At 59.2% G+C, this 23,309-nt stretch carries 32 protein-coding genes and 1 tRNA gene; 21 read left to right on the forward strand and 12 right to left on the reverse strand.

The genetic code is table 11. The annotated features are described in order from the left end of the window. The first annotated feature begins 119 nt into the window (after positions 1 to 119). Positions 120 to 1,346, forward strand: a complete 1,227-nt coding sequence (locus EYW45_RS14465) for a CaiB/BaiF CoA transferase family protein (RefSeq protein ID WP_161136082.1) — start codon at positions 120 to 122, stop codon at positions 1,344 to 1,346. Between the two features lie 63 nt (positions 1,347 to 1,409). After that, positions 1,410 to 2,936 (forward strand): 3-hydroxyacyl-CoA dehydrogenase, encoded by a 1,527-nt coding sequence (locus EYW45_RS14470; protein WP_161136083.1) that lies wholly within the window; start codon positions 1,410 to 1,412, stop codon positions 2,934 to 2,936. Positions 2,937 to 2,939: 3 nt separating this feature from the next. Here EYW45_RS14470 and EYW45_RS14475 read toward each other — a convergent pair whose 3' ends face one another. Continuing rightward, positions 2,940 to 4,091 carry an MFS transporter gene (locus EYW45_RS14475; protein ID WP_161136084.1) on the reverse strand — a complete coding sequence of 384 codons (1,152 nt, stop codon included), beginning with the start codon at positions 4,089 to 4,091 and terminating at the stop codon, positions 2,940 to 2,942. Between the two features lie 100 nt (positions 4,092 to 4,191). Further along, positions 4,192 to 5,136, reverse strand: a complete 945-nt coding sequence (locus tag EYW45_RS14480; RefSeq protein ID WP_161136085.1) for a c-type cytochrome — start codon at positions 5,134 to 5,136, stop codon at positions 4,192 to 4,194. Positions 5,137 to 5,331: 195 nt separating this feature from the next. On the opposite strand from EYW45_RS14480, the gene EYW45_RS14485 reads away from it, so the two are divergent. From EYW45_RS14485 to EYW45_RS14495, 3 genes are all read left to right on the forward strand, one after another. Next, a tRNA-Arg gene (locus EYW45_RS14485) sits at positions 5,332 to 5,406 on the forward strand. Between the two features lie 163 nt (positions 5,407 to 5,569). Next, a complete protein-coding gene (locus tag EYW45_RS14490) occupies positions 5,570 to 6,055 on the forward strand; it encodes a Panacea domain-containing protein (protein WP_161136086.1) in 486 nt (161 codons plus the stop codon). Positions 6,056 to 6,150: 95 nt separating this feature from the next. After that, positions 6,151 to 6,645, forward strand: coding sequence for a hypothetical protein (locus EYW45_RS14495; RefSeq protein ID WP_161136087.1), 495 nt, complete (start codon positions 6,151 to 6,153; stop codon positions 6,643 to 6,645). Here EYW45_RS14495 and EYW45_RS14500 read toward each other — a convergent pair. The 7 genes from EYW45_RS14500 to EYW45_RS14530 form a co-directional block, all read right to left on the reverse strand. Further along, positions 6,620 to 7,828: a tyrosine-type recombinase/integrase gene (locus EYW45_RS14500; RefSeq protein WP_161136088.1), complete on the reverse strand. Its 1,209-nt coding sequence runs from the start codon at positions 7,826 to 7,828 to the stop codon at positions 6,620 to 6,622. The two genes, EYW45_RS14495 and EYW45_RS14500, sit on opposite strands and share 26 nt — an antisense overlap. A gap of 426 nt (positions 7,829 to 8,254) precedes the next feature. After that, positions 8,255 to 8,590, reverse strand: a complete 336-nt coding sequence (locus EYW45_RS14505; protein WP_161136089.1) for a hypothetical protein — start codon at positions 8,588 to 8,590, stop codon at positions 8,255 to 8,257. Positions 8,591 to 8,719: 129 nt separating this feature from the next. Continuing rightward, entirely contained in the window at positions 8,720 to 9,526 is an 807-nt protein-coding gene (locus tag EYW45_RS14510) for a hypothetical protein (protein WP_161136090.1), read from the reverse strand. After that, a complete protein-coding gene (locus EYW45_RS14515; RefSeq protein ID WP_161136091.1) occupies positions 9,523 to 9,843 on the reverse strand; it encodes a hypothetical protein in 321 nt (106 codons plus the stop codon). Before EYW45_RS14515 ends, EYW45_RS14510 begins: the two co-directional genes overlap by 4 nt. Before the next feature lie 211 nt (positions 9,844 to 10,054). After that, a complete protein-coding gene (locus EYW45_RS14520) occupies positions 10,055 to 10,363 on the reverse strand; it encodes a hypothetical protein (RefSeq protein WP_161136092.1) in 309 nt (102 codons plus the stop codon). Beyond that, on the reverse strand, positions 10,360 to 10,740 hold the full coding sequence (locus tag EYW45_RS14525) for a hypothetical protein (RefSeq protein WP_161136093.1): 381 nt from the start codon (positions 10,738 to 10,740) through the stop codon (positions 10,360 to 10,362). Before EYW45_RS14525 ends, EYW45_RS14520 begins: the two co-directional genes overlap by 4 nt. 205 nt (positions 10,741 to 10,945) lie before the next feature. Next, the gene (locus EYW45_RS14530) at positions 10,946 to 11,614 is read right to left on the reverse strand and encodes a helix-turn-helix domain-containing protein (RefSeq protein WP_161136094.1); all 669 of its coding nucleotides are present in this window, start codon (positions 11,612 to 11,614) and stop codon (positions 10,946 to 10,948) included. A gap of 92 nt (positions 11,615 to 11,706) precedes the next feature. Here EYW45_RS14530 and EYW45_RS14535 point away from each other — a divergent pair, with 92 nt between their 5' ends. From EYW45_RS14535 to EYW45_RS14590, 12 genes are all read left to right on the forward strand, one after another. Next, complete coding sequence (locus EYW45_RS14535) at positions 11,707 to 11,955, forward strand: hypothetical protein (RefSeq protein ID WP_161136095.1); 249 nt, start codon at positions 11,707 to 11,709, stop codon at positions 11,953 to 11,955. Continuing rightward, positions 11,948 to 12,136 (forward strand): hypothetical protein, encoded by a 189-nt coding sequence (locus EYW45_RS14540; protein WP_161136096.1) that lies wholly within the window; start codon positions 11,948 to 11,950, stop codon positions 12,134 to 12,136. The genes EYW45_RS14535 and EYW45_RS14540 overlap by 8 nt, the downstream gene beginning before the upstream one ends. Then, a complete protein-coding gene (locus tag EYW45_RS14545; RefSeq protein WP_161136097.1) occupies positions 12,133 to 13,035 on the forward strand; it encodes a hypothetical protein in 903 nt (300 codons plus the stop codon). Before EYW45_RS14540 ends, EYW45_RS14545 begins: the two co-directional genes overlap by 4 nt. After that, entirely contained in the window at positions 13,032 to 14,591 is a 1,560-nt protein-coding gene (locus EYW45_RS14550) for a DEAD/DEAH box helicase (RefSeq protein WP_235939038.1), read from the forward strand. Before EYW45_RS14545 ends, EYW45_RS14550 begins: the two co-directional genes overlap by 4 nt. Next, the gene (locus EYW45_RS14555) at positions 14,578 to 15,402 is read left to right on the forward strand and encodes a toprim domain-containing protein (protein WP_161136098.1); all 825 of its coding nucleotides are present in this window, start codon (positions 14,578 to 14,580) and stop codon (positions 15,400 to 15,402) included. Before EYW45_RS14550 ends, EYW45_RS14555 begins: the two co-directional genes overlap by 14 nt. 235 nt (positions 15,403 to 15,637) lie before the next feature. After that, on the forward strand, positions 15,638 to 15,847 hold the full coding sequence (locus EYW45_RS14560; protein WP_161136099.1) for a hypothetical protein: 210 nt from the start codon (positions 15,638 to 15,640) through the stop codon (positions 15,845 to 15,847). A 508-nt stretch (positions 15,848 to 16,355) separates the two neighbouring features. Then, entirely contained in the window at positions 16,356 to 16,976 is a 621-nt protein-coding gene (locus EYW45_RS14565) for a hypothetical protein (RefSeq protein ID WP_161136100.1), read from the forward strand. Positions 16,977 to 17,001: 25 nt separating this feature from the next. After that, positions 17,002 to 17,229: a hypothetical protein gene (locus tag EYW45_RS14570; RefSeq protein WP_161136101.1), complete on the forward strand. Its 228-nt coding sequence runs from the start codon at positions 17,002 to 17,004 to the stop codon at positions 17,227 to 17,229. Between the two features lie 132 nt (positions 17,230 to 17,361). Next, positions 17,362 to 17,733: a RusA family crossover junction endodeoxyribonuclease gene (locus tag EYW45_RS14575; protein ID WP_161136102.1), complete on the forward strand. Its 372-nt coding sequence runs from the start codon at positions 17,362 to 17,364 to the stop codon at positions 17,731 to 17,733. A gap of 1 nt (position 17,734) precedes the next feature. Next, complete coding sequence (locus EYW45_RS14580) at positions 17,735 to 17,971, forward strand: hypothetical protein (protein WP_161136103.1); 237 nt, start codon at positions 17,735 to 17,737, stop codon at positions 17,969 to 17,971. Between the two features lie 7 nt (positions 17,972 to 17,978). Further along, positions 17,979 to 18,251 carry a hypothetical protein gene (locus EYW45_RS14585; RefSeq protein ID WP_161136104.1) on the forward strand — a complete coding sequence of 91 codons (273 nt, stop codon included), beginning with the start codon at positions 17,979 to 17,981 and terminating at the stop codon, positions 18,249 to 18,251. 20 nt (positions 18,252 to 18,271) lie between these two features. Continuing rightward, entirely contained in the window at positions 18,272 to 18,427 is a 156-nt protein-coding gene (locus EYW45_RS14590; RefSeq protein ID WP_161136105.1) for a hypothetical protein, read from the forward strand. A gap of 68 nt (positions 18,428 to 18,495) precedes the next feature. On the opposite strand, the gene EYW45_RS14595 is transcribed toward EYW45_RS14590, so the two are convergent. Next, positions 18,496 to 18,765: a hypothetical protein gene (locus EYW45_RS14595; protein ID WP_161136106.1), complete on the reverse strand. Its 270-nt coding sequence runs from the start codon at positions 18,763 to 18,765 to the stop codon at positions 18,496 to 18,498. A 163-nt stretch (positions 18,766 to 18,928) separates the two neighbouring features. Here EYW45_RS14595 and EYW45_RS14600 point away from each other — a divergent pair, with 163 nt between their 5' ends. Further along, on the forward strand, positions 18,929 to 19,723 hold the full coding sequence (locus EYW45_RS14600; protein WP_161136107.1) for a DNA adenine methylase: 795 nt from the start codon (positions 18,929 to 18,931) through the stop codon (positions 19,721 to 19,723). On the opposite strand, the gene EYW45_RS14605 is transcribed toward EYW45_RS14600, so the two are convergent. Further along, positions 19,720 to 20,016, reverse strand: a complete 297-nt coding sequence (locus EYW45_RS14605; RefSeq protein WP_161136108.1) for a BrnA antitoxin family protein — start codon at positions 20,014 to 20,016, stop codon at positions 19,720 to 19,722. The genes EYW45_RS14600 and EYW45_RS14605 overlap by 4 nt on opposite strands. Continuing rightward, positions 20,003 to 20,269 carry a BrnT family toxin gene (locus EYW45_RS14610; RefSeq protein ID WP_161136109.1) on the reverse strand — a complete coding sequence of 89 codons (267 nt, stop codon included), beginning with the start codon at positions 20,267 to 20,269 and terminating at the stop codon, positions 20,003 to 20,005. Before EYW45_RS14610 ends, EYW45_RS14605 begins: the two co-directional genes overlap by 14 nt. Before the next feature lie 169 nt (positions 20,270 to 20,438). Here EYW45_RS14610 and EYW45_RS14615 point away from each other — a divergent pair, with 169 nt between their 5' ends. The 3 genes from EYW45_RS14615 to EYW45_RS14625 all read left to right on the forward strand — a co-directional run bounded on the left by EYW45_RS14615 (position 20,439) and on the right by EYW45_RS14625 (position 23,309). Continuing rightward, positions 20,439 to 20,771 (forward strand): HNH endonuclease, encoded by a 333-nt coding sequence (locus tag EYW45_RS14615; RefSeq protein ID WP_161136110.1) that lies wholly within the window; start codon positions 20,439 to 20,441, stop codon positions 20,769 to 20,771. A gap of 357 nt (positions 20,772 to 21,128) precedes the next feature. Continuing rightward, a complete protein-coding gene (locus tag EYW45_RS14620; protein WP_161136111.1) occupies positions 21,129 to 21,623 on the forward strand; it encodes a terminase small subunit in 495 nt (164 codons plus the stop codon). Positions 21,624 to 21,626: 3 nt separating this feature from the next. Beyond that, on the forward strand, positions 21,627 to 23,309 hold the full coding sequence (locus EYW45_RS14625; protein ID WP_161136112.1) for a terminase large subunit: 1,683 nt from the start codon (positions 21,627 to 21,629) through the stop codon (positions 23,307 to 23,309).

The raw sequence follows: 23,309 nt of genomic DNA on the forward strand, positions 1-23,309 counted from the left end.
CGAGGTATAGCTGGTCCAAGCTTAAACCGGAACGCCCTTTTTTTGCAGGTCTCATCGCCCGGACGTGTCGTTTGGTTGTCCGGTTTCGGTCACTTACCACCTCTTGAATAACGAGCCTCATGTCACATCGTCCCCCGCCGCTTGCCGGTCTCCGCGTCCTGGATCTGACCCGCGTGCTCGCGGGTCCGTGGTGCACGCAAAACCTGGCCGATCTCGGCGCCGAAGTGGTGAAGATCGAGCGCCCCAATAGCGGCGACGACACACGTGGATGGGGCCCGCCTTATCTGCGCGACGGCGAAGGGCACGACACCAGCGAAGCGGCCTACTATCTTTCGGCCAACCGCAACAAGATGTCGGTAGCGATCGATATCGCCACACCGGCGGGCGCCGAGCTGGTGCGCCGCCTGGCGGTCGATAGCGACATCTTCGTCGAGAATTTCAAGGTTGGCGGTCTGCGCAAATACGGTCTCGACTACGAGAGTCTGAAGGCCATCAATCCGCGCTTGATTTACTGCTCCATTACCGGCTTCGGTCAGACGGGGCCTTACGCACATCGTCCCGGCTACGACTTCATGATCCAGGGCATGGGCGGCCTGATGAGCATCACCGGCGAGCGCGACGATCTGCCTGGCGGCGGACCGCAGAAGGCGGGCGTTGCGGTGGCCGATCTGATGACGGGCATGTACGCCACGGTGGGCGTATTGGCTGCGGTGCACGAACGCGATCGCAGCGGGCTCGGGCAGCACATCGACATGGCCCTGCTGGACTGCCAGGTGGCCATGCTGGCCAATCAAACCACCAACTATCTCACTTCGGATGTGGCGCCCAAGCGCGCCGGCAACGCGCATCAGAACCTGGTGCCCTATCAGGTGTTTGCGTCGAACGACGGGCACTTGATCGTGGCCGTGGGTAACGACAGTCAGTTCCGCGCGTATAGCCGCGTGATCGGCCGCCCCGAATTGGCCGACGACCCCCGTTTTGCCACCAATCCGCAACGTGTGCGCAATCGCGCCGAGCTCGTGCCGATCCTGGTTGAGCTGATGGGCGGCGGTGCGCGTGATTTCTGGCTGGCCGAGCTGGAGAAAGCCGGCGTGCCGGCCGGTCCGATCAACACGATCGATCAGGTGTTCGAGGATCCGCAGGTCGTCGCGCGCGAAATGCGCCGAGAGCTGCCTCACCCTTTGGCGGGCACGGCACCGGTGGCATCGAGCCCGATCAAGCTGTCCGACAGCCCCGTGCAGTATCGGCATCCTGCGCCCACGCTGGGTCAGCACACACGCGAAGTGCTGCGCGACCGCCTGGGCTTGAGCGACGCCGAGATCGATGCGATTCAGATGGAAGTGTGACGCCGCTTGATTAATGCGCGTACCCGGCGTTGATTCGACGTCGCGACAACAGGGAGACAGGCAGTGAAAGCAATCAATACGATCGGCATCGTCGGCGCCGGCGCCATGGGCCGCGGCATCGTTCAGATCGCCGCGCAAGCAGGGTTGAACGTCAGACTTTTCGACGTGAGCGCAGACGCGGTCACTGCTGCAACGCAAGCCCTGTCGAAGACCTGGGAAACCTTGTCGCAGAAAGGCAAGCTCACGCCCGCCGATGCGCAGGCCGCGTTCGCCCGGATTTCGCCCGCTCAAGCGCTCACCGATCTGGCAGGTTGCGATCTGGTCATCGAAGCCATCGTGGAACGCCTGGAGGTGAAGCGCGCGCTCTTTGCCGACCTGGAAGGCATTGTGGATGCGCAGTGCATTCTGGCCTCCAACACGTCGTCGCTCTCGATCACGGCCATCGCCGCGCAGTGCAAGCATCCCGAGCGCGTGGTGGGATATCACTTCTTCAATCCTGTGCCGCTGATGAAAGTGGTGGAGGTGATCGACGGATTACGCAGCGATCCGGCGGCGGGCGACGCCTTGATGGACCTCGGCCGCCGCATGGGCCACACGGCAGTGCGCGCGCGCGACATGCCTGGCTTCATCGTCAATCACGCCGGGCGCGGCATGAATATCGAAGGCCTGCGCGTGGCGCAAGAGGCGGTTGCACCGTTCGATCAGATCGATGCGTTGATGCGCGACCAGGCCGGCTTTCGCATGGGGCCGTTCGAGTTGCTGGACCTCACTGCGCTGGATGTGTCGCATCCTGTGATGGAGTCGATCTATCGCCAGTTCTACGACGAGCCGCGTTTTCGCCCGTCGCCCATCACCGCGGTGCGCTTGGCCGGGGGCTTGGTGGGGCGCAAGGCAGGCGAAGGGTTTTACACCTACGCCGATGGCAAGAAGCAGGTGCCCGATGAGCCGGCGGTGCCGGCGCTGCAAGCAGGGCTCACGGTGTGGGTCAGCCCGCAACATGGCGATGGGCACGCGCGTGCCGTGTCGCTGATCAAGGCGCTGGGGGCGGATCTCGCGGTGACCGCCAAGCCGCCGGCCGATGCCTTGATCGTCGTCACGCCCTATGGGCAGGACGTGTCGACGGCGGTGCAGTCGCAAGGCCTGGATGCCACGCGTACGGTAGGTCTGGATACGCTGTTTGGCGTTGAAGGGGTCAATCGTCGTTGCATCATGGTTTCGCCAGCGACCGGCGCGGCGTGGCGCGATGCCGCGCATGCGCTGTTCGCCAAGGATGGCGTGCCGGTGAGCGTGATCGAAGATTCGCCGGGCTTCGTGGCGCAGCGTATCGTGGCGGCCATCGTCAACGTCGCAAGCGATATCGCGCAGCAAAAAGTCGCCACGCCCGAGGACATCGACCGCGCCGTCACGCTGGGGCTGGGTTACCCCGCCGGTCCGCTGGCGATGGGCGACAAGCTCGGCGCTGCGACGATCGTGGAAGTGCTGCGCAATCTTCTCGACGTGACTGGCGACCCGCGTTATCGCGCCAGTCTGTGGCTGCAGCGCCGGGCGCAGCTGGGGCTGTCGTTGCTGGCGCCGTCGCAGGCCGGATAGTCGTCACTGAGGCGCTTTGCCTCGGCGCGCAGATGGCGCCAGGCTCAGCAACCCAATAGCGGCGAATAGCGTGCCGACCCACAACGGCGATCGCAATCCATAGCCTGCATCGATGGTCATGCCGCCCGCCCACGTACCCAGAGCGATGCCGGCCGTGATGATCGATGCGTGCATGGTGTTCACGAGCGGGCCGGGAGAGGCCGCACGCATCACCCGCGCCACCATGGCAGGGTTGAGCGACACGCCGCTCAGGCCGATCGCAAGGAAGGCACACACGCCCACCACGGCGTGCTGTGCGGCCAGTGCGAATGTCGCCAGCGCGGTGCCGAGCACCGCCAGCCCCAGCACCAGTATCGGCAGGGTGTAGCGATCGGCGTAGCGGCCCACGACAAGATTGCCGAGGACGTTGGCGCAGCCGTAGATCGCCAGCAGCCAGGGAATGGCGCTGACGGAGAAACCGGTGATTTGCGTGAAAATAGGCGAGAAATAGGTGAACGCGGTAAAGGTGGCGCCGATGATGAGACCACTGGTGGCATAGGCTGCCCAAAGCGAGCCGTTGAACAGGGCACGCACTTCGGGGGCGAGCCTCACCGGATGCTGCGATTCGGTGGCGGGCACGCGTGCGGCCACGATCGCCGTGCACACCAACGCCAGCATCGCCACTGCCCAGAAACTGGCGCGCCAGCCGACGTACTGTTCAATCAATGCGGTGATCGGTACACCCACCACGGGTGCGAGCATGAGGCCACCCAGGACGAAGGAGGCTGCCCGCCCGCGCGCATCCGGTGCCACGAGTGCCGCGCACAGCGTGAGCGACACGCCAATGCACGCCGAACTCGCCACCCCCATGATCACGCGCGCAACGGCCATCGTGAGATAGTCGGGCGCCATTGCCGCCAGCACGGCGCCGGCCACGTTGAGTGCGAGCAGCCATACCAATGCGCGCTTGTGGGGCATGCGCAATGCCAGCAGCAGGGCGGTCAACAAGGGCCCACCAATCGCCATACCCAACGCATACAGCGAAATCAGATAGCCGATCTCGCCGATCGTGACGCCGAGCGCTTGGGCCAGCGACGGCATCATGCCGGCAACCATGAACTCCGCGGTGGTCAGTGAAAAGACGGTGAGGCCGAGCAGGTAGACAACGGAAGGCATGCAAAAAGACGTGAACGGTGCTGAAAATGAAAATCCCCGCCGGTATCGAGGCGGGGATGGGTGTGTACTGGCTCACCAGCCGATGCGTCGAACCGCGCGATTACTTTGCAGCGCTGGCCATGTACTCGACAGCTGCGCGGATGTCCGCTTCGGAGGCATTCATGGCACCGCCCTTGGGCGGCATCGCGCCTTTGCCCTTGAGCGCCACTTGCACCATCGTATCGATACCGGTGGCGATGTAAGGCGCCCACGCGGCCTTGTCGCCAAACTTCGGCGCCCCGGCGATACCGGCGGCGTGGCAGGCCATGCACGCGGACTTGTAGAGTTTCTCGCCGGCCGGATTGACGGCAGCGGTTTGCGTGGGTGCTGCGGCTGCGGGTGCGGCACCCGCAGCCGACTGGGCTTGCGCTTGTTGTGGTGCGGCGGGTGCCGGCGCTGCGGCCGGGGCGGCTGCACCTGCCGCAGGCGCCGCGGCGCTTGCTGCTGCCGGGGCTGCCGGCGCTGCTGCAGCCTGACCCCCTGCAGCCGGTTGCTCGGGCGCTGCCGGTTCTTTCAGATCGCCACCGGATTTATTGGCCATGAAGACAACCGCGCGGGCGACTTCATAGTCGCTCAACGATGGGTTGCCACCCTTGGCGGGCATGCCGCCCTTGCCGGCGATGGCGATCTTCGTCATCTCGTCCAGGCCCGACGCGATGAGCGGTGCCCACGCTGCGTTATCGCCCACCTTGGGCGCGCCGGCGACGCCGGCGGTATGACAGGCCGTACAGACGGCCTGGAACACTTGTTCGCCGGTCTTGAAGACCTTGGGCGCGGTAGCATCGACGAACTCGAAACCGGCCACAGGCGCGACGCGCTTGCTGATCGATTCCGGGGTCGCGGCGTCGGAACCCGAGCCGCCCTTGCTGCCGAACGTGACCATGTTGGCCAACAGAATCAGCACGATGACTGGTATCACAAACGAAAGGACGATCGTCACCACCAACTGCTTCGGCGTCTTGATCGGAGAGCTATGTTCTTCTGAATGATCCTGCGCGTTGCTCATAACCAAATCCTGCGAATCGGGATACTGGGCCGCCGCAAACCAAGCAGCAGTGGACGGGCGACGTGAGGGGACCCCCCGCGTGCAAACGCTGGATTATATATCGGTGCCCGCTATTGGGGCGATAGGCACTAAATAGGTGCATGCCCTAAGATCGTCCGGCACAGATCGAAAAGTCCGGTACAATGCCGCCTCTTGGCGCCCGTAGTTCAATGGATAGAATGTGAGTTTCCGAAGCTCTTGATACAGGTTCGATTCCTGTCGGGCGCACCAGTTTTAAGCGGCTCTCCGGCCATCGCGTGACACTGACGTGACACTTGCTCACGCTTTACGTGCTCACGGTATTGAGTCACCGAATGGTTACTCTGTAGATTCGGCCTGGCTCGGTTGGGTGTTAGTACACTTGGCTTGGGTCAATTCATAGTGAGGTGGCGACATGGCATACACGGCACTCGCGATCGCCAATGCCTTGATCGAACTGGATGAGGAGCGGGGAGGCACCGGCATCACGCCAATGCAGCTGCAGAAGCTGCTCTACTATTCCCACGCTTGGTCGCTTGCCCTGCGCGATGAGCCGCTGATTGTCGAGTCCTTTCAGAAGTGGGACTACGGGCCGGTCGTTCCTTCTGTGTATTATGAATTTCGCCAATATGGCGCACAGCCAATTTTGGAGCCGGGCACGAGGCCATCTAGCAACGATCCAAGCCGCAGCGTTGCACCGACCGTGAAGGGGTCGGACGAGTGGACATGGAATCTGCTGGAACGCGTGTTGGACCAATACGGCAGGCTTAGTGGGGTTGAACTTTCCATTATGTCGCACCGCCCAAGCAGCGCTTGGGCACGTACGGAAGGGTCAAATGCGAAGATTCCAGACTCCCTGATCAAAGAAGAAATAGCTGCGGAGATTCAGGGCGCCATATGAATCAACCTGCGAGTCGCACGCTCCCTATTTTTAAGAGCATTCGGGCAAATTCTCCTACCCCTGACGACGTTGCAAGCGGAAGCGAAGACGCACGCATGGTCGCAGAGGACGAGAAGCGATCGTATGAAGATTTACCAATGGCGCAGGATGTCGAAATCGAAGTTGCGGAGCGGCGTCACGCGTTGGGTATGCGCGGCGATTATGCGGATAAAGCTTATAAGTTTGCAAAGCTGGCTCTCACACTGCTTTTCGCCACAATCGGAGCGCAGATTTTCCTCAAGGCGGTCTTTTTTGCATTTGAACAGTTTTTGTCGTTGATTCATCCGACGCATATATTCCAAAGATTCGATGCGCTTGAGTCCAAAGTCTTGATTGCCCTAATCTCGGGTGTCACGTTGAACGTGATCGCAGTGTTTTTCATCGTGGTTAGAAATCTGTTCCCAGTCGGCAAAATACTTTCGGATCCTCGTGGTGCAGCGTCCCGCAATCGAACAGTCGCTCGAACTAGTAAGTCCAAACAGAGCAAGAACGAGAGCGATGCAAACGGTAGTGGGCGCTCAGCCGTTACCCATGGCGATGTTGAGCAATAGGCTCTTGGCCGCCTTCAGTCGAAGCTGACATCGATGTCCGTGTAAATAGAGCATCCAGCTTCAGTCGTTCCCGATCGCTTGCGTCCGCATCCACCCACTTCGAATAAACCTCGAAAAACATCCGCGCGTTCGTATGCCCCATCTGGCGTGAGATATAGCCAGGGTTCATATTGGCGTGTAGGCACATCGTCGCGAAGGTATGGCGTGTTTGCCGCGCATCTCGATTTCTGATGCCAATGGCTTTCAATGTGGGGCGCCACACCGTGCGCACCGCCGGCGATGTATCCATCAAACGCTCGCCCGTCACCGGATTCGTAAACACATGGCCATCGGCTAAAAATGTGTGCGCCTTCTGCCGCAGCAAAGCGTCCCGCGCCCGGCTCTGAAGGTCGATGTCTCGAGCGGTGTGTGTCTTGGTGTCTTTGTCGATCGATCGCACGCGCGCTGCTTCGATTCGGACTTGCTGCCGCCGGAAGTCGACGCTCTCCCATTTCAGCGCGATCAGTTCGGATGGCCTGCATCCGGTGAAGAAGGCGAATTCGAAGTAGTTCAGCCACTGGGGGTCATAGCGCTCGCGGATTCGATCGAGCACCATATCCATCTCTGTGAGGTCAAGCGGATCCGGCGGCGGCTTCTGCCCGCGTCGGCTGTCGATCTCGCGCGTAATGTCGACTTGCACTCGCTTCGTCTTGATCGCGTAATCGAATACGCGTCTGACGGGCGTCATGATGTTGTTAAAGGTCTTCGCGCTTTTAACATTCAGGCCAGCCATGTAGACAGCCAAGTCTTCATAGGCAATGTCGGCGATTGCCCGATGTCCAAAGAGGGGGAAAAAATACCGCTTCAGGACGTTTTCGTACTCGCGATAAGTCGTCTTCGCGAGCTCGGGGGCGGCGAGGACTAGCCACCTCTCCGCGATCGCCTTGAACGTAGGTTTTGCCGCCGCCACTCCGCTCTTAACGCGGGGTGAATCAGGAAAGTAGGACGCGAAGTCGTCCCATGTGAATTTGTCTATGCGAATCGAAACTAGTATTTCGTCCCGCATGCGGTAAGCGGCGCGCTGGTTGGCTACGGTAGGCGCCAGCGCTACACGCTCACGATACCTTTTGCCTTTCCAGTGAAAGCTGACGAGGATGGACGTCTCCCGCGGGTAGACCCCTTCGAATTGCTCTGTGCGACCCATTCGTCGTACCCCTCAAGATTGATGTGCTTGCGATTGTCGGGTGACCACTTCCAGTGGGTGCCTTCAATCATCTTTCCGTCGCGGATGAGGTGACGAAACGAATCGACTGAGCGGCCGGTTAACTCGGACGCTTTCTCGATCGTGACCCAAACGACGGGTCGAAAGTTGAGGTTCATTGCACCCTCCGGAGATCGGTAGGGTGCGCAGCAGCATTGGGGGCGGCAGCGCACGGACGGGGGTGGAAAACCGAGCACCAGGTGTCGGCCCAGCCGAAGCTGGCCCCGCCCGGCGCCGCCATAGGCGTGCAGGAGCGATGGGCACGAAAAAGCCGCTGCGAATGAACGCGCGGCGCTCGTGCGCCTGGTGCAATCGGGTTTCCACGCCCGTCCACCGTTGTTCCAGTGGAACGCCGATCATAGCGCAGGATCATTCCGGCTCCTTTTCGAATAGGCCTTCAAGCTCGGATCTGGCTGCCTGGGCGCGCCGCATCGCTGCCTGGTGGCGTTTCTCGCCATCTTCAAAAGGGCTTAGCGCTGCCAGCATGTTGCGGGCTTCGCGCAGCGCTTCTTCCCAACCAGCCTCGAACGCACTGATCTCGCCAGACTCACCTGCAGGCGATCGGCGGTTGTATTCGAGTTGGAAGGTGTTGCTTGCGACATTCCGCTTCATGTGCGCATTGCAGCCAGGCCACCGTCGTTCGAGTGCGCGCACCAAGCACGGCCGGCGCAGCGCTTCAAGTTTTAAAAGTGCCTCGCTGATCATTCGACCTCCAATATGACGCGCCGGTAGCGCTGACGGCGAGCCAGGACGAGTTCGTAGGCCGCTCGTACAAGGCTTCGCCCGCGGTATCGAGTTGAGGGGCTAAGACGATTCCAGGCAGTAACGGTGTACTTATTGGCCATTGCGCTCTCCGTGCCGAAACCAACCGCTGACGACCAAATTACGGAGGATTCTTGGAGAGGCGCTGTTCTCCAGCCTTTCTTCGGCTTCTATGTGATCGAAGGCTGCCAATGCTTCGCCCCCGTTCGCAGGCGGGATTACCGCCATAAGCTCAAACGCGTACGTTTCGTGCGCGTATGCCTCCAGAGCGGCGTCATGAGACTCGACTGCATTGCGTAGTTGGTACAGGCTTTTCCAATAGCCTTGGACATGAAGGCAGTCAGAAATAGTGGCCGGCACCAGCGTGTGAACGAGGCCGAACTTTTTTGCCGCTTTCTTTTCATCGTAAAACCACGACTTTCCTCGCTTGACTCCATCGAGCGCCGCCACACATGCAGTTTCTGCTGGCGTGTACGCAAAAAGCTGATCGATAGATCCAAAGCGGGAAAGTGCTTCGTGCTTGCTTGTTGCCCGTTTGATCGCACGCTTGGCACGGAAATTCAAATCACCGAAGTTCATCGTGGCGAGCAGTAGTGTGAAAACGTGCGTGTCCGGGTGCTGCTTCAATAGATTGGAGTAGCGCGTTTCGATCTGCTTCATAGGCGTCGAGATTCGCTTGATTGCTTCCGTGGCTTTTTCGATCAAGGCAGGGTTTCCGGTTTCAACGACTTGATGCAACCACAGGACGGCGTCAATCTCGCGGTCACCCGTCACAATCCGCTGCTGCGGTATTGTGGGGACGGTGATTGCGGTGTCGTGGCTTTCCCGGACTGGTGGAAGCGCGAATAGCGCGCGAAGAGATTGATTGTCTGTTTTCATGCCGCAACCTCTTTAACCACAGTTCCAGCACTGTCCAGCACCGACTGCGCATAGTCCGCCGCTGTCGTAGAGCGCCCAGCGATTCTTCGAGATTGGTTGATCAGCGCTTGTAGAGCTGTCGCAAGCGTTGCTGCGCGCCCCTGCATGTCCACGAATGCAGCCGCCTCAGGGTCAGCGTTTTTCATCAGACCCAATTGGCGAGTCGCCTCCGTAAGCTGGACGAAGAGTTCATCCGCTCGGCGCCGCTCGAAGCGGGTACGGCGTTGCTGCGCGTGGAGTTTTGTCTGAAGGTCGGCCTCTTTTCTCGTGCTCATCATGTCGGGTCTCCAGCGCTACCTTCGTCGCGCATAACCACACTCATGGCATCGTCGGCCATTTCCAGATGTACTGAGCAAACGGTCCTCGCGGCACAAAGCAGCGCATGCGACTGCGCATCGTCGCTTCGCTCACAAAGCGCCTCAAGGCAGCCCATCATCTTCCATAGCCCGTCCCGGGCAGTTTCAAGCGACGCGATCAATTGGCCTCGATTCATTCTTGAGCTCCATTCGATTTCGCCACCATCTCTGCGATCTCCTGCATCTCTTCCGTGATGTATGAGATGTGGTCGCAAAGTGACTCAATCCCACCGAGGAGGGCGTTGACCACGTATGCCGGCAACGGATCAGACCCCGTCGAGTCCGGCGAGGTGACGCTGTTGCCGGCGATTCGCGCGATGGCGTGAATGGCAGTGGTTGCACGATTCACCGATCCGATATGCGACGTCCGAATTGTGCTGAACTCTGGTGCGCCTTCGTGTGCCCAAGGGTCGCTTGTCAGGGGGTGCGTATTGAAGGTCATGACAAGACCCCTTCAGCCGCTGACCAAACTTCGCCATCGGACATCAGTTCGATGTCGAAAGCGATGCCGCTCAGATGAGAATAGAGATTCTCACGTGCAAGATCGCCGAGCTCGTCAATGGTTCCAGCCGGAGCCTCGGTTATGAGCGAGAGAATGACGCGCAACGTGGACGCCGCGGTATTGATTGCCGCCGCGCGGTCTTGAAGGTGGGGGTGTGGGCTGGCGAGCCCGATCCAAGCCTTTTGAGCTTCAAGATGGGTGCGGCCAGCAGTGAAAACGGACTCGGCACTGGATGTATTTACATCTTGTGCGATAGCTGATAAAGTTTCAGGCGTAGAAATACCGTCCGACGAAAGTCGGTTCGATTGCTTGGGCATGGCTTGACTCCATGTGCCAGGTTGAACCAGCAGCGCTAACTGTTGGTTTGATTGATCGGCCTCCACCTGCGCTAACAGGATTGGAGGCCTTTCTTTTTGGCCGGACGCTAATGCGAATGGCGTAGACGAAATTTAAGTTATCTAAATTTCTTTGTCAAGAACTCTAAGCAATCGAAAGTTTTCTATCGCCTAAAAGGCGTGCGCCTCAGATGTACTCACTCTGCTTGTAAACGATGCGGCCAAGTAGGTAGGTGCCTTCATCGCACATCTTCCGGCCAAACCGGATCTGGTCGGGATTATCAGAGGCCAGCCACCAGCGACTACTATCTCGGATCAGCCGCTTCACGGTCAATTCCCCCTCGAAATTAACCGCGTACACCTCTCCATCGCGCCGCTGCACGTCGCCGGTGTCCACTACGGCAATGTCTCCCTCTCGAAGTGACGGCGTCATGCTTTCGCCCTTGACCTCAATGGCATACAACTGCTCTGGTCGAAGGTCTCGCTTCTCCAGCCATTGCTTTGGGAGGAAGACAGGCTTGCCGTCGCCGTTGTCGACATAGTCGACCGCGAAGCCAGCGATGCCGGCGGATATTTTGAACATGACCTTTCGTACTGGCACGAAATCGGACTGCTCAGACTTGGCTTTGTCGTGGTCGGCCATTCGCGGCTCTCCCTTCCCAAGAACTATCCACAGCGGATCGAAGCCAGTAGCTTCACCGATCTTCAGCGCATAGTCGAGCTTGATCGATTTGATCTCCTCGCTCATCCACATGGAAACAGTCGCGCGCGTGACGCCAGCGGCCTTTGCAAGCTCAGTGGCATTGAGGCCTGAGACGTCCAGGATGTGGCGGATACGATCAGAGAGGGCGTTCATGTTCAGGATTCTAATGAAATAGATGTTAAGAAGGCTTGCATTCTACTGTTAAGCGTTCTAAAGTAAAGCCCATCCCACTTAAGGGTTAGGGCATGAACACTGAACACTCCAAACTGATCGACGCGATGGGCGGGACTACTAAGGTCGCGATCATGTGCAACCTCACCAACGCGGCGGTGTCGCTTTGGCGGCGCAATCGTATTCCGCTTGGCTGGTACGCCTTTCTAGCTGAGAAGCACCCCGAATTGTTCCCTGTCGCGGCTTCATCCGAGCATGTGCCTGGCGATACGCGCACGCCCCCAGCACCTGGCGCGATCCAAGTGAGCCCGACCGATGTTTGACGATCGCTACGTCCTCGCCGTGTTTGGTGGCTGTCTGGGCGCAATTGTGGCGCTCATCGCCATTGGCTTGCGCAATGCATGGCGCGATCGCAGCTCAAAGAAAAAAGCCGAGCAAGACCGGCGGTCCGAGCGCGTGCGTACGGCGTCGTACGACCCGAAGGAATTCAGGGGGCGTAAGTGACCTACAAGCAGCATCCTCTCTCGGCGGCATTTCCGCCCATGTCTGCAGATGACTTCCTAACGCTGAAAGACAGCGTTGAGGACATCGGCGTTCAAAATCCGATCACGATCTACGAAGGTATGGTCTTGGACGGCTGGCACCGTTACAGCGCCAGCGTCGAGCTCGGTATGGCGTGCCCGGAAGTAGAGCTTGGTGCCGTCGACCCCGTCGCGTTCGTGCGGGCACAGAACAAAGAGCGCCGGCACCTTAGCGCTGGTGCCTGGGCGCTCATCGAAGTGCAGCTCTGGGACTGGAAGCCGTCACACCGGCCACCGATTGAAAAGGGTGAACCGAGTTCACCCTTTTCCGCGCCGTTAGAGTCGCCCGCCCGTCCCGAGCGATCAAACGCAGACATGGCAAAGGCCGTAGGCGTGACAGGCCGGACCATTCAGCATGCCAAGCAGGTCGAGCAGAATGCTGCTCCCGAGATCAAAGCAGAGGTGAAGAAAGGGGCAATCTCTTTAAAAACAGCGGTCGCTCTGTCCGATCTGCCGCAAGGCGAACAGACCGCGCTTGCAGCCAAAGGCCCGGACGCCCTGCGCCAAGCAGCAAGAGATAAAGCGCCTCGAGCATTGGCTCCAAGAACTGAGTCGGCGCCCGAGATAGAAGAGCTTCGTGCGCGCATCGAAGAGCTAGAGGACATAAAAGCTGCATACGAAGGGCGCAACGCCGAGCTCGAAGAAGAGAACGCGCGGCTTCAGTTGTCCGTTGACCCGGATGTCCTCGCTCGAATTTCTGAACTTCGCACCTACACACAGACTGTAGAGCAGACGCGCGATCACCTGATGAACGAGAACGCGCAGCTGAAGCAGCAGCTCAAGCGCGCCCAGCGTGCGGCCGACAAGAAAGGGGCCGCATGATGGCGCGCGAGATCGAGCTCTATCCGTACCAGCTTCCTTCGGTGGACGCGCTGCACCAAGGGTTTCTTGATGGCCACCGTGCCCAGATTCTCATGGCGCCGACAGGCTTCGGGAAGACGGTAGTAGCAGCGCATCTCCTGAAGCTGACCGCGGCGAACAGGAAGCGATGCGCGATCATGGTCGACCGCGTGAACCTCGTGGATCAGACAAGCAAGTCGCTGGACTTCTACGGTATTGATCACGGCATTATCCAAGGTGGCCACTGGCGCCGGCGCGCTTACGAGCCAATTCAAGTCTGCTCGGCACAAACCCTGGAGAAGCGCGGCTTCTTCCCCGACGATCTCAATCTGTTGATCGTTGACGAGTGCCACGAGATCCGCCGGGCGACTGCTGAGTTCATCAAAAGCCGCCCGAATCTCTACGTGATTGGCTTGTCAGCGACTCCCTTCACCAAAGGACTGACCGAGATCTACAGCAACTTGGTCAACGTGTGCACGACCAACGAGCTCCTAAATACGGGAGACCTAACCCCGCTAAAGATGTACGCAGCGAAGGCTGCAAACATGGAAGGCGCGAAGGTCGTGGCTGGAGAATGGTCTGACAAAGAGGCTGGCGATCGCGGTATCAAAATCGTCGGCGACATCGTCGCTGAATGGCAAAGCAAAACGTACCTGCACTTCGGACGTGCCGTAAAAACTATCGTCTTCTCCGCCACGGTGGCGCACGGCGCCGAACTCTGCCGCCAGTTCAACGCTGCCGGCTACAACTTCCAGCAGATCAGCTACCAGGACACAGACGAAGACGAACGCCGCGCGCTCATCGAAGAGTTTAAGAAGTCGGATAGCGAGATCGACGGTTTGGTGTCGTGCGAAGTGTTCACTAAGGGTTTCGATGTAAAGGACATTCTTTGCGGGATTGCCGCTCGTCCATATCGCAAGAGTCTGTCCAGCCATATCCAGCAGATGGGCCGGGTCATGCGCAAGTCCCCCGGTAAAGAGTTTGGCCTCTGGCTCGACCACTCCGGCAATTTGCTCCGCTTCAAAGACGACGTCGAGAAAGTCTTTGAACACGGTCTTTCAGAATTGAGCAATGGTCAGCTGGACGCTAAGGCCCGCAAGGAGCCAACACCGAAAGAGAAGGAGCAGTGGTCGTGCTCGTGCGGCTACGTATTTCCAAGTCCTATGAGCGCCTGCCCGGCATGCGGCAAGGAGCGCCTTCGGCTCAATATGGTCGAGAACGTTGCAGGTGTGATGGAAGCGGTTGGTCACGAAGCGCCAGTTAAATCGAAAATGCCCGCGTTTCTCGAAGACAAGGAAAGCGTTTGGCGTCAGATCTGCGGCCTGGCTTGGGAGCGGAAGGGGGGCGACTTCGATGCTGCTCGACGCTTCGCGCAGAGTCAGTTCAACAATATCTATGGTCACTTTTCGAAGACCGGGTACTCGACGGACATTGCACTTGAACCCAGTCGGGAAGTGAAGTCTAGAGTTCAGTCGAACATCATCCGCTGGGCAAAGGGCAAGGCGAAGGGCAAGGGGCTAAATCATGCTGTTTCGTGATTTCGCTCGAGCCCATGGCCTATTGATCCGCGATCTGATGGACGACGGCCGTATCCACCGCTGCGCAACCGAATCGCATCCTCGTTCGCGCAACGGTGCCTACAAATGCACGGGCGCATGGGGATGGGTGCAGGACTGGGGGACGCAGGACGCCCCCGAGATGTGGTTCGCCGACGAGAAGAACGAGGTTGTGAAGGCTCAGGCGCGCGTCGATATGGCGGCGCTTATGCAGCAGGAGAGCCACAAGCGTGACGCTGCTGCGTTACGTGCGGCGGAGATCGTCCTGCAGTGCGGAACCGGTTCGCACCCTTACCTCGATCGAAAGGGCTTTCCGAAGGAAACCGCGCTAATCGATTACGACGGCCGCCTGGTTGTGCCAATGCGCAGCGTGGGCAACTACAGCCGCGTGCAGAGCCTGCAATGGATCGATGCGACTGGCGAGAAGAAATTCATGCCTGGGGGCGCGGCTAAAGGTGGCGTGTACATGCTTGGCGCCGGTGACGAATTCTGGCTGTGCGAGGGTTTTGCCACCGGACTCAGCGTCCGCGCCGCCCTCAAATCGATGTATCGCCAAGCGCGAGTAGTCGTCTGCTTCTCTGCGGGCAACCTAGCGCACGTAGCTGGCCAGTTGCAAGGCCGTCGCTATGTCATCGCAGACAACGACGAAAGCGGCACTGGTGAGCGCTACGCCACCCAGACAGGCCTTCCTTGGGCAATGCCATCAACCGTTGGCCAAGATGCCAATGACCTCCATCAGAGCGGCGGTGTGTTCGCGCTCTCCAAGCTTCTACGGACATGCCTCCGATGTTGACCCAATAGCGCGGCCAGCACCATGCCGGTGGGACTTTCATTAACCGCGGCGGCATGGGAAGACGCTCCTACCGTGGGATCAGGTCTGAAACAGGAGCAAGGGTGGCGAAGCTAGCGCCCGAGACCGAACGGCTGGCGGGTCATGACACGGCGACGGTTCATGTGAAGGCCTTCTCAGGGATGGGCTAGGTCTGTCCAGCTCGGGTTCATGCATGGATAGGGTGTTGAGGTAAGTGATGGAACAAAACAACGATCGGGCTTTACCAGCGAAGGTGGAAAAGCGCCTCGCAGAGCTACGCCAGATGCGCGAGCTCAGCGATGCGGAGGTGGAGTACTGCAGGGCCACCTATTGGCATGTCTTCGCTGATGGAAGCGAGCAGCGCCACGAGTGGCACCAGATATTGATCAATTGCTATGAGCGAGCCCAGGAGAGGCAGGCAGCATGATAATCAAACCGATTTTGACGAAGCGCCCGCGCATCCGCCGCTTGGGCAAAGGCGACTGGCAATGCGCATGCACCGACGTTGCGCGGCGCGGCAAAAGCTGGCGCCATGCATGGGATCGCTGGATCGTCGCTGCAGTGCGACATGCGATCGATCGGCTGCCAAAAAATCCAGGCGCGCAGACAGTTGGTTTCGCCCCCTTAGTACCGTTGAAGGCCGTCCCTCTCGCCCGAAAGGTGAAGCTGCGCAGGAAGGCCGGCGGCATCCGCGTGCATCGCATCGAGGATCAGCGATCACCGTCGCCAGCCGCACGCGCTGGCGAGGGGAAGCTGTCGCAAAAGCGGCAAAAGCCCGCTATCGAGCCATATCAAGGCGAGGTTGTCCGCGCGGCCCAGCCCAGCGTTCGCCCCGCATATCGGCTGCCTGCGTCCCTCGCTCTCTTGGCTGCTCGATCGAAGTGCCAGCCCCGCTTAATTTCAATATCGCAGTCGTCCTATCCGGAGTCGAACGTATGAACGCCCCCACGGCAAACTTGAACGAGCCGCTGTTCGCCAGCGCACACGCCGCGATTACTTTTGCGCTGAATTACTCGATGCAGCAATACGATCGTCCCTTGATGAACCGGCTCGCGTACGGCCCGGCCGGTGGCTCTGGAAAAGGGCTTTCTGGCCTTGATGGTGCCGCGCAGGCTGGAATGATCCGCCGGGAGATCAGCGAGCTGTCCCCGCTCGATCAGGCCTTTGTCATTGCTAGCGTCGCGCCACACCAGTTGCCGCGACAGTCTCCGGCCGGCAAAGACGACGCTTGGCGCATCAATCCTGAATGGCACGCCGCGATTCATGCCATCAGCCAGGATGTAGTGTCCAGCGCGCTCGCTGGCTGCATCTCACACCGAGTGCTTCGCTTAGGCATCGTGAGCCGCTGCTTCGGACACAAGGTCGTCCTCGCGGATCTTGCCGAGCGATGCAATGTGGCGCAGAACACAGCAACCAATCACCACCAGCGCGTCCGCCGCTACTTGCATGGCGCACGTGGCGCCCGGATTGACGAAATGTCCATGGGGGCGGTTGAGCGCGCAATGCGCCGAATTGAACGCCGCCTTGAAGCAGCGCAGATGGTTTTCACGGACTGAGCGTCCAATCACAGGAGAAGGTTGTATGAGTAAACAGAAGCAAGCGCGAGTCTTGGTAGTGGGGGCCGTCGATGGGTCACTGACCGATGACGGATCCGGATCGCAAGGATTCGCCAGCGAAGACGCCGCGCTCGAGGTGTTTCCGGATCTGCGGTTAGATGCGGATGGCGAGCGATTCACGCGAGGCCGGGCGGATCCCGATGGATCGATCCGCTTCGAAACGTGGGCGGCCGCTAACGCATTGTCGCGATGATGCGTAAAAATTGACTGTTGTGATTTTTTGCGGCAGAATCACTGTTAATCGATACGGTGCGTAATTGCGCCAACGCACACAAGGCCCACTGCCCACGCAGCGGGCCTTTTGCATTTCTGGGCTGGGGCTTGCATGGTTGTTCTCGAACTTCCCTTTCCGCCCAGCTTGAACTCCTACTATCGATCGCCTAATGTGGGTTCACTGTCAGGTCGTACGCTGATCAGCAAGAAGGGTCGAGAGTATCGACGCAAGGTAATCCTGGCATCTCGGATTGGAGCGCAGCGCGCCCCCGAAGGTCGCTTGGAAGTGCATATACAGGCCTTCCCGCCAGACCGGCGGCGGAGAGACTTGGACAACATGCTCAAAGCGCTACTGGACGGCATGACACATGCAAGCGTGTTCGAGGACGACAGCCTGATCGATGTGCTGTCTGTCGAACGATTTGCGCCATGTCCGGGCGGTAAGGTTCGGGTGTTCATTTCGGCGCACGAACCGGAGGTCTAGGATGGAAGCGAAGACTGTAATCATCGTGGGCGTCGTCAACGGTGCAGTGACCGCAACGGGGCACGGCGTCCAGATGTTTGACAGCTTTGCTCATGCGCGGGCAACATTCGCCGATCTGGATCCCAAGCGGGCGACGAAGCGTTTTGCCAAGCCTGTGTATCAACACGATGGGCTGCTGCTGCGGATCGAAACTAAGGCGGCGAGACGGCTTCGGACGATCGCGTCTCGCCAGGCGTAGGAAGCGAATGTCGATCGACCCCAAGGCCATTAACCCCGCGAACCGCTCACAAGCACGCGTCTTTTACGAGATTCTCACCGCTGAGTACTACGGAGAGAAAGGACATCCGACTGCGGTAATGGCCAGGATCGCGGGAGCGCACGATTTTCGGGTTATGGGCAGCCGGCCGCAACCGATGGCTGACGGGTGGGAATTCTGGATTGAGTTCGGATTTGTACCCCTGCTGCCCGAGTACATTCGCGCGGTGCCTTGGCGGGCCGCTTCGAATAAGACAAAATAGTTGCTCTAAGAGGAGCAGCTATGCACGCTAAATTTATCCAAATCACGACCACGCCCATCGCCGGCGGCCTGCAGCACGTACTTGCGCTGGACGAAAATGGTGCTGTTTGGAGTGCGCAGGTCACTATTACCGGCCAATTGCGCGACGGATGGAAGTTGGTGTCTCCGGCGTTCTAATCAGAGCGACGTCTAGAAGCTCGGTTCTAATGTAAGCCAAGACGACTACGGGGAGCAGACTCGTCCGATTACGCGCCTGGCACGAGTAGCTCGATATTCACGTCCTCGAATGTGTGGCACTCAGGGCACTCGATCAGTGCCAGCCCTTCGGCGACTGTATTGATCGCACCTTTCTTGTGTGCAGTAGCAGTCCAGTATTCCTTGCATACCAAGCAGTGCACGAAGGCAGATTCAATTCCCATGACACGCGGAGCCTTAGGCTCGCGCGAAATCTCGTTGGAAGTTGCCATGCTTGGCGTGACATTTCCGATGATGAAGTTTTCGGTTTTGATAGTCATGACGCTTCCAATCCGCTGAAAGTCAAAATTATTAAAGAGACGGCGACAGTCTGCGAATCGCGAGTTCGCTGACTGACAGCCGAAGCACGGATATACCCCGTGATCGACCCGAGGCCGCCCCACCTGTACAGGCGAGGCGACGTTAACACGGAACGCATCACGAATGGCAATGCCCATCATCCCCTGGCAAGGTGGCAAGCGCCGCTTGGCCGATCAGATTTTCCCGTTTTTCCCCGCTCACGATTGCTATGTCGAACCCTTCGCTGGGGGCGCTGCGCTGTTCTTTATGCGCCAAGTGCCGGCCAAGTGCGAGGTGCTCAATGACGTCAATGGTGAGCTTGTCAATCTTTACCGCGTCGTCCAGAACCATCTGGAAGAGTTCGTGCGCCAGTTCAAGTGGGCGCTGACGAGCCGGCAAGTGTTCAAGTGGATGCAGATGACGCGCACCGAGACGCTGACGGACATCCAGCGGGCGGCGCGCTTCTACTATCTCCAACAAGCCTGCTTCGGCGGCAAGGTGGATGGCCAGACATTTGGGACGGCGACGACGCAGCCGCCTGGCTTGAACCTGCTGCGCCTGGAAGAGACCCTATCTGCCGCACACCTGCGGCTGTGCGGTGCCTTTATTGAACATCTGCCGTGGCTGGAGTGCGTCGAACGATACGACCGGCCGCACACGTTCTTCTACATGGATCCGCCTTACTGGCAGACCGAGGGATACGGCGTCGAATTCGACTTCGCCCATTACGAGCACATGGCCAACGCTATGCGCACGATGAAAGGGCGGGCGATCGTGAGCCTAAACGACCATCCGGACATACGCCGAGTGTTCGACGGCTTCCACTTCGAGCGCACGACGTTGCGCTATACGGTCGGAGGCGGTGGCGGCGGCGCGGAGGCAGGCGAAGTGCTGATATTTAGCTGGGACGTGCAAAGCCAGCCGGCAGGGCTGTTTTAACGAGCGTCCGCCGGCTTGTGGTTGCGCAGCCAGTCCTTGAGCGCTGCATCTATGCGCGTTTGCCAACCTGAGCCCGTGGATCGAAAGCCATCCACGACTTCGGGTGATAAACGGATGGTGATGCGCTCCTTGGTCACATCAGCCTTCGGACGGCCGATGCGTGCGACGGGCTTAGCTTTCGCCCATTCCTCGTCAGTCATGACATAGGTATCCGGATCGGCATCGATGCCCTTTTGAATCTGGGCATCCTCTGCTGCGGTGGGGATGATCGTCCCCGCTTTAAGTTTCGGCATATCGTTTCACCTCTCTTGAATTTGCCTTACGCAGGCTGATGATTCTGCGCTGGTCGTTGCGGTCAACATAAACCGCGTAGTAGAGGCGGTCACCGATGTAGCCCAAAGCAACCATGCGGTTCTCGCCGTACTGCTTGCGGGTATCTGCTGCAATAACTGCGGTATCCCATTCGAAGCTGGCGATGTCGGTCAGTGCCACGCCGTGCTTCTCTGCGTTGGCGTTGTTTTTGGCGGGATCGAATGTGATGTCCATGTACTTATTGTATGCACATTAAGTACTCTGTGCAAGAACTATTTGTGCATACACTAAATATATCGCACTGCGCTGTAGCTCAAATGCCGCAACGCGTTGGGCCTTTCAGTTGGACGATGCATGGCTATCGAAATGGACTACGGCTACTGACGATATGCGGAACTGATTGATGCCCAAGCTCACAACATTGAAGCCACGTGTAGCGTTGGTCGGTAATCGCTTGGCGACGATGCAGCCGGGCTCGTGGCGCACGGACAAGTCCACATCGGCGCAGCGCGGGTATGGCTATAAGTGGCAGCAGGCACGACTGGGTTATCTGCGGTCGCATCCGCTCTGCTGCTATTGCGAGCGTGAGGGGCGAGTGGCAGCGGCAACTGTCGTTGACCACAAGGTTGCGCATCGAGGCGATATGAATCTGTTCTGGGACAAGGCGAACTGGCAACCGCTGTGCAAGCCATGTCACGACAGCATCAAGCAGCGCGAAGAGGCGCAGTCGATATGAACAGCAGGCCGATCATCGTGCGCGTCCGGGTGGCGTGGTGGATCTATCCCTATATCCACGGCGTCGCAATCATGCACCTGTTGACTGGCTTGGAGCCTGACTGGCACAAGGTCAATCGATGGGTGCAGCGAGCGGTCAGCTTTCGGATCGATAAGAGGCCGTAGGAGACGCGCTCTTGATTGAAGTGCGCGGTTCCCTATCGCCGCTGCGAGCGCCCTGCAGCGGGCCTGTGGAGCGGCCTGCGGGGCATTCCCGCGGGTGCCGAGGGTAGGGGGGGGTGGATTCTTGGGGGAGCCCGAAACCCTAGACCGCCCGTTCCCGCATTCAGAGAAAATTTCCCTGTTAATAGGTTTGTTAATGTCCTTGAGCGCCAAGCAACGCAAGTTTGTTGAGGCAAAGGCCCAAGGAGCGTCCAACAAACAAGCCGCCATTTCTGCGGGCTACAGCCTTGAAACTGCGGGCCCGGCAGGTTCACGTCTGGCCAAGCATCAGGACGTGGTCGCGGCACTCGCACGAAAGGCTGGCAGCGGTGACCTTGTTAAGCCTGTTAACGCCGCACCGGCAGCAAGCGCCGCCGCAACCAACGCCGAAGCGCCGCCTCCCGACGACCAAGCTCTTACCGACGCGCTTTACAGCTCAGATCCCAAGCGTTACCTCACCCAGTTGATGAATGACCTGGGCGAAGAGCCCAAGTTGCGACTTGAGGCGGCAAAGGCGCTGATGCCCTACGTGCATGCAAAGGTGCCGGAGCCGGGTAAGAAAGACGCCGCGAAGGACGCCGCGAAAAAGGCCGGGGGCGGGAAGTTTTCGTCGACAGCACCACCATTACGCATGATCCCGGGCGGTCGATAAGCCATGGAATGGACGACAGCGTGCCCAGACTGGGCGGAACGCCTGCGCGCGGGCCAAACGATCATTCCGCCGCCCATATTTCCTGAGTCGGCGGAGCAAGCGTTGGACGTCTTCAAGCAATTGAAGATCGTAGACGCGCCAGGAAGCCCAACCTTTGGCGAAGCATGTGCCCAGTGGGTGTTCGACTTAGTCGCTTCGATCTTCGGGGCGTACGACCCGGTAAGCGGCCGGCGGGTGATCACGGAATGGTTTATCTGCCTGCCGAAAAAGAATTCGAAGTCCACGATCGCGGCCGGCATCATGATCACCGCGATCATCTTGAACTGGCGCGACTCGGCAGAGTTCTCGATTCTGGCGCCGACTATCGAGATCGCGAACAACAGCTTTGCGCCATCTCGCGACATGACGCAAAAGGACGAGGATCTGAGCGATCTTCTCCACGTCCAGACCCATATCAAAACAATCACCCACCGTGAGAGAGGTGCGACGCTCAAGGTTGTCGCGGCTGACTCGAACACGGTCGGCGGAAAGAAGTCGGTCGGCACCCTGGTAGACGAGCTGTGGCTCTTCGGCAAGCAGACGAACGCAGAAAACATGCTGCGCGAGGCGATCGGTGGCTTGGCATCGCGGCCTGAAGGCTTCGTGATCTACCTGACGACGCAATCTGACGACCCGCCAGCAGGCGTCTTCAAGCAAAAACTGCAGTACGCACGCGATGTACGCGACGGAAAGATCGAAGATCGGTGCTTTGTGCCGGTGATCTTCGAACATCCGCCCGAGATGGTGGCGTCGAAAGAGCACCTAAAGGTCGAGAACCTCGCGATGGTTAACCCGAACCTCGGGTATTCGGTAGATGAGGCGTTTCTAACACGCGAATACGCGAAAGCCAAGGCGGGGGGCGAGGAATCGTTCCGCGGCTTTATGGCGAAGCATGGCAACGTTGAAATAGGCCTGGCGCTGCGCTCAGACCGTTGGGCTGGCGCGGAATTCTGGGAGGATCAGGGCGTAGAGATCGGACTGACTCTGGAAGACCTCATCGAACGATCCGAAGTGATTGATCTCGGAATCGACGGCGGCGGGCTGGACGATCTACTGGGCTTTGCTGCGGTAGGTCGTGAGAAGGGCACCAGGCGGTGGCTTCTGTGGACGCATGCATGGGCCCATCCATCGGTATTGCAGCGGCGCCAGGAAATTGCGCCGCGGCTACGCGATTTTGCGCGCGATGGGTCGTTGACCTTAGTTGAGCAGATTGGCCAAGACGTGGCAGAGGTGGCGCAGTTGGTTGCTCAGGTGGACGCGTCAGGACTGCTCGATCGTGTTGGCGTCGATCCGGCCGGCATCGGCGCAGTACTTGACGCTATCGCAGAGGCGGAAGTGTCGCCGGACAAGGTCATTGGCATATCTCAAGGGTGGAAGCTGACCGGCGCCATTAAGACATCGGAGCGAAAGCTGGCCGAGGGCGAGTTGGTGCACGACGGCAAGCCGATGATGGCTTGGTGCGTTAGCAACGCGAAGGTCGTGCCAGCGGGCAATGCCGTAATCATCACAAAACAGGCTTCCGGGTACGCAAAGATTGACCCGCTGATGGCCACGTTCAACGCTATCTCCCTCATGTCGCTGAATCCAGCGGCGCAGGGCGGTATCGCGAATTACATCGAACACGGCTTTTTTGGGCTTATAGGCTAA

Origin of the sequence: Schauerella aestuarii, assembly GCF_009866805.1 — a bacterium.
GTDB classification, from domain to species: domain Bacteria; phylum Pseudomonadota; class Gammaproteobacteria; order Burkholderiales; family Burkholderiaceae_B; genus Schauerella; species Schauerella aestuarii.

What these genes read in the sequence shown, in the direction of transcription:
- EYW45_RS14465 (WP_161136082.1), top strand. Translation starts at nt 120, where the DNA reads ATGTCACATCGTCCCCCGCCGCTTGCCGGTCTCCGCGTCCTGGATCTG.
- EYW45_RS14475 (WP_161136084.1), bottom strand. Translation starts at nt 4,091, where the DNA reads ATGCCTTCCGTTGTCTACCTGCTCGGCCTCACCGTCTTTTCACTGACC.
- EYW45_RS14480 (WP_161136085.1), bottom strand. Translation starts at nt 5,136, where the DNA reads ATGAGCAACGCGCAGGATCATTCAGAAGAACATAGCTCTCCGATCAAG.
- EYW45_RS14490 (WP_161136086.1), top strand. Translation starts at nt 5,570, where the DNA reads ATGGCATACACGGCACTCGCGATCGCCAATGCCTTGATCGAACTGGAT.
- EYW45_RS14495 (WP_161136087.1), top strand. Translation starts at nt 6,151, where the DNA reads ATGGTCGCAGAGGACGAGAAGCGATCGTATGAAGATTTACCAATGGCG.
- EYW45_RS14500 (WP_161136088.1), bottom strand. Translation starts at nt 7,828, where the DNA reads ATGGGTCGCACAGAGCAATTCGAAGGGGTCTACCCGCGGGAGACGTCC.
- EYW45_RS14505 (WP_161136089.1), bottom strand. Translation starts at nt 8,590, where the DNA reads ATGATCAGCGAGGCACTTTTAAAACTTGAAGCGCTGCGCCGGCCGTGC.
- EYW45_RS14510 (WP_161136090.1), bottom strand. Translation starts at nt 9,526, where the DNA reads ATGAAAACAGACAATCAATCTCTTCGCGCGCTATTCGCGCTTCCACCA.
- EYW45_RS14515 (WP_161136091.1), bottom strand. Translation starts at nt 9,843, where the DNA reads ATGATGAGCACGAGAAAAGAGGCCGACCTTCAGACAAAACTCCACGCG.
- EYW45_RS14520 (WP_161136092.1), bottom strand. Translation starts at nt 10,363, where the DNA reads ATGACCTTCAATACGCACCCCCTGACAAGCGACCCTTGGGCACACGAA.
- EYW45_RS14525 (WP_161136093.1), bottom strand. Translation starts at nt 10,740, where the DNA reads ATGCCCAAGCAATCGAACCGACTTTCGTCGGACGGTATTTCTACGCCT.
- EYW45_RS14530 (WP_161136094.1), bottom strand. Translation starts at nt 11,614, where the DNA reads ATGAACGCCCTCTCTGATCGTATCCGCCACATCCTGGACGTCTCAGGC.
- EYW45_RS14535 (WP_161136095.1), top strand. Translation starts at nt 11,707, where the DNA reads ATGAACACTGAACACTCCAAACTGATCGACGCGATGGGCGGGACTACT.
- EYW45_RS14540 (WP_161136096.1), top strand. Translation starts at nt 11,948, where the DNA reads ATGTTTGACGATCGCTACGTCCTCGCCGTGTTTGGTGGCTGTCTGGGC.
- EYW45_RS14550 (WP_235939038.1), top strand. Translation starts at nt 13,032, where the DNA reads ATGATGGCGCGCGAGATCGAGCTCTATCCGTACCAGCTTCCTTCGGTG.
- EYW45_RS14555 (WP_161136098.1), top strand. Translation starts at nt 14,578, where the DNA reads ATGCTGTTTCGTGATTTCGCTCGAGCCCATGGCCTATTGATCCGCGAT.
- EYW45_RS14560 (WP_161136099.1), top strand. Translation starts at nt 15,638, where the DNA reads ATGGAACAAAACAACGATCGGGCTTTACCAGCGAAGGTGGAAAAGCGC.
- EYW45_RS14565 (WP_161136100.1), top strand. Translation starts at nt 16,356, where the DNA reads ATGAACGCCCCCACGGCAAACTTGAACGAGCCGCTGTTCGCCAGCGCA.
- EYW45_RS14570 (WP_161136101.1), top strand. Translation starts at nt 17,002, where the DNA reads ATGAGTAAACAGAAGCAAGCGCGAGTCTTGGTAGTGGGGGCCGTCGAT.
- EYW45_RS14575 (WP_161136102.1), top strand. Translation starts at nt 17,362, where the DNA reads ATGGTTGTTCTCGAACTTCCCTTTCCGCCCAGCTTGAACTCCTACTAT.
- EYW45_RS14580 (WP_161136103.1), top strand. Translation starts at nt 17,735, where the DNA reads ATGGAAGCGAAGACTGTAATCATCGTGGGCGTCGTCAACGGTGCAGTG.
- EYW45_RS14585 (WP_161136104.1), top strand. Translation starts at nt 17,979, where the DNA reads ATGTCGATCGACCCCAAGGCCATTAACCCCGCGAACCGCTCACAAGCA.
- EYW45_RS14590 (WP_161136105.1), top strand. Translation starts at nt 18,272, where the DNA reads ATGCACGCTAAATTTATCCAAATCACGACCACGCCCATCGCCGGCGGC.
- EYW45_RS14595 (WP_161136106.1), bottom strand. Translation starts at nt 18,765, where the DNA reads ATGACTATCAAAACCGAAAACTTCATCATCGGAAATGTCACGCCAAGC.
- EYW45_RS14600 (WP_161136107.1), top strand. Translation starts at nt 18,929, where the DNA reads ATGGCAATGCCCATCATCCCCTGGCAAGGTGGCAAGCGCCGCTTGGCC.
- EYW45_RS14605 (WP_161136108.1), bottom strand. Translation starts at nt 20,016, where the DNA reads ATGCCGAAACTTAAAGCGGGGACGATCATCCCCACCGCAGCAGAGGAT.
- EYW45_RS14610 (WP_161136109.1), bottom strand. Translation starts at nt 20,269, where the DNA reads ATGGACATCACATTCGATCCCGCCAAAAACAACGCCAACGCAGAGAAG.
- EYW45_RS14615 (WP_161136110.1), top strand. Translation starts at nt 20,439, where the DNA reads ATGCCCAAGCTCACAACATTGAAGCCACGTGTAGCGTTGGTCGGTAAT.
- EYW45_RS14620 (WP_161136111.1), top strand. Translation starts at nt 21,129, where the DNA reads ATGTCCTTGAGCGCCAAGCAACGCAAGTTTGTTGAGGCAAAGGCCCAA.
- EYW45_RS14625 (WP_161136112.1), top strand. Translation starts at nt 21,627, where the DNA reads ATGGAATGGACGACAGCGTGCCCAGACTGGGCGGAACGCCTGCGCGCG.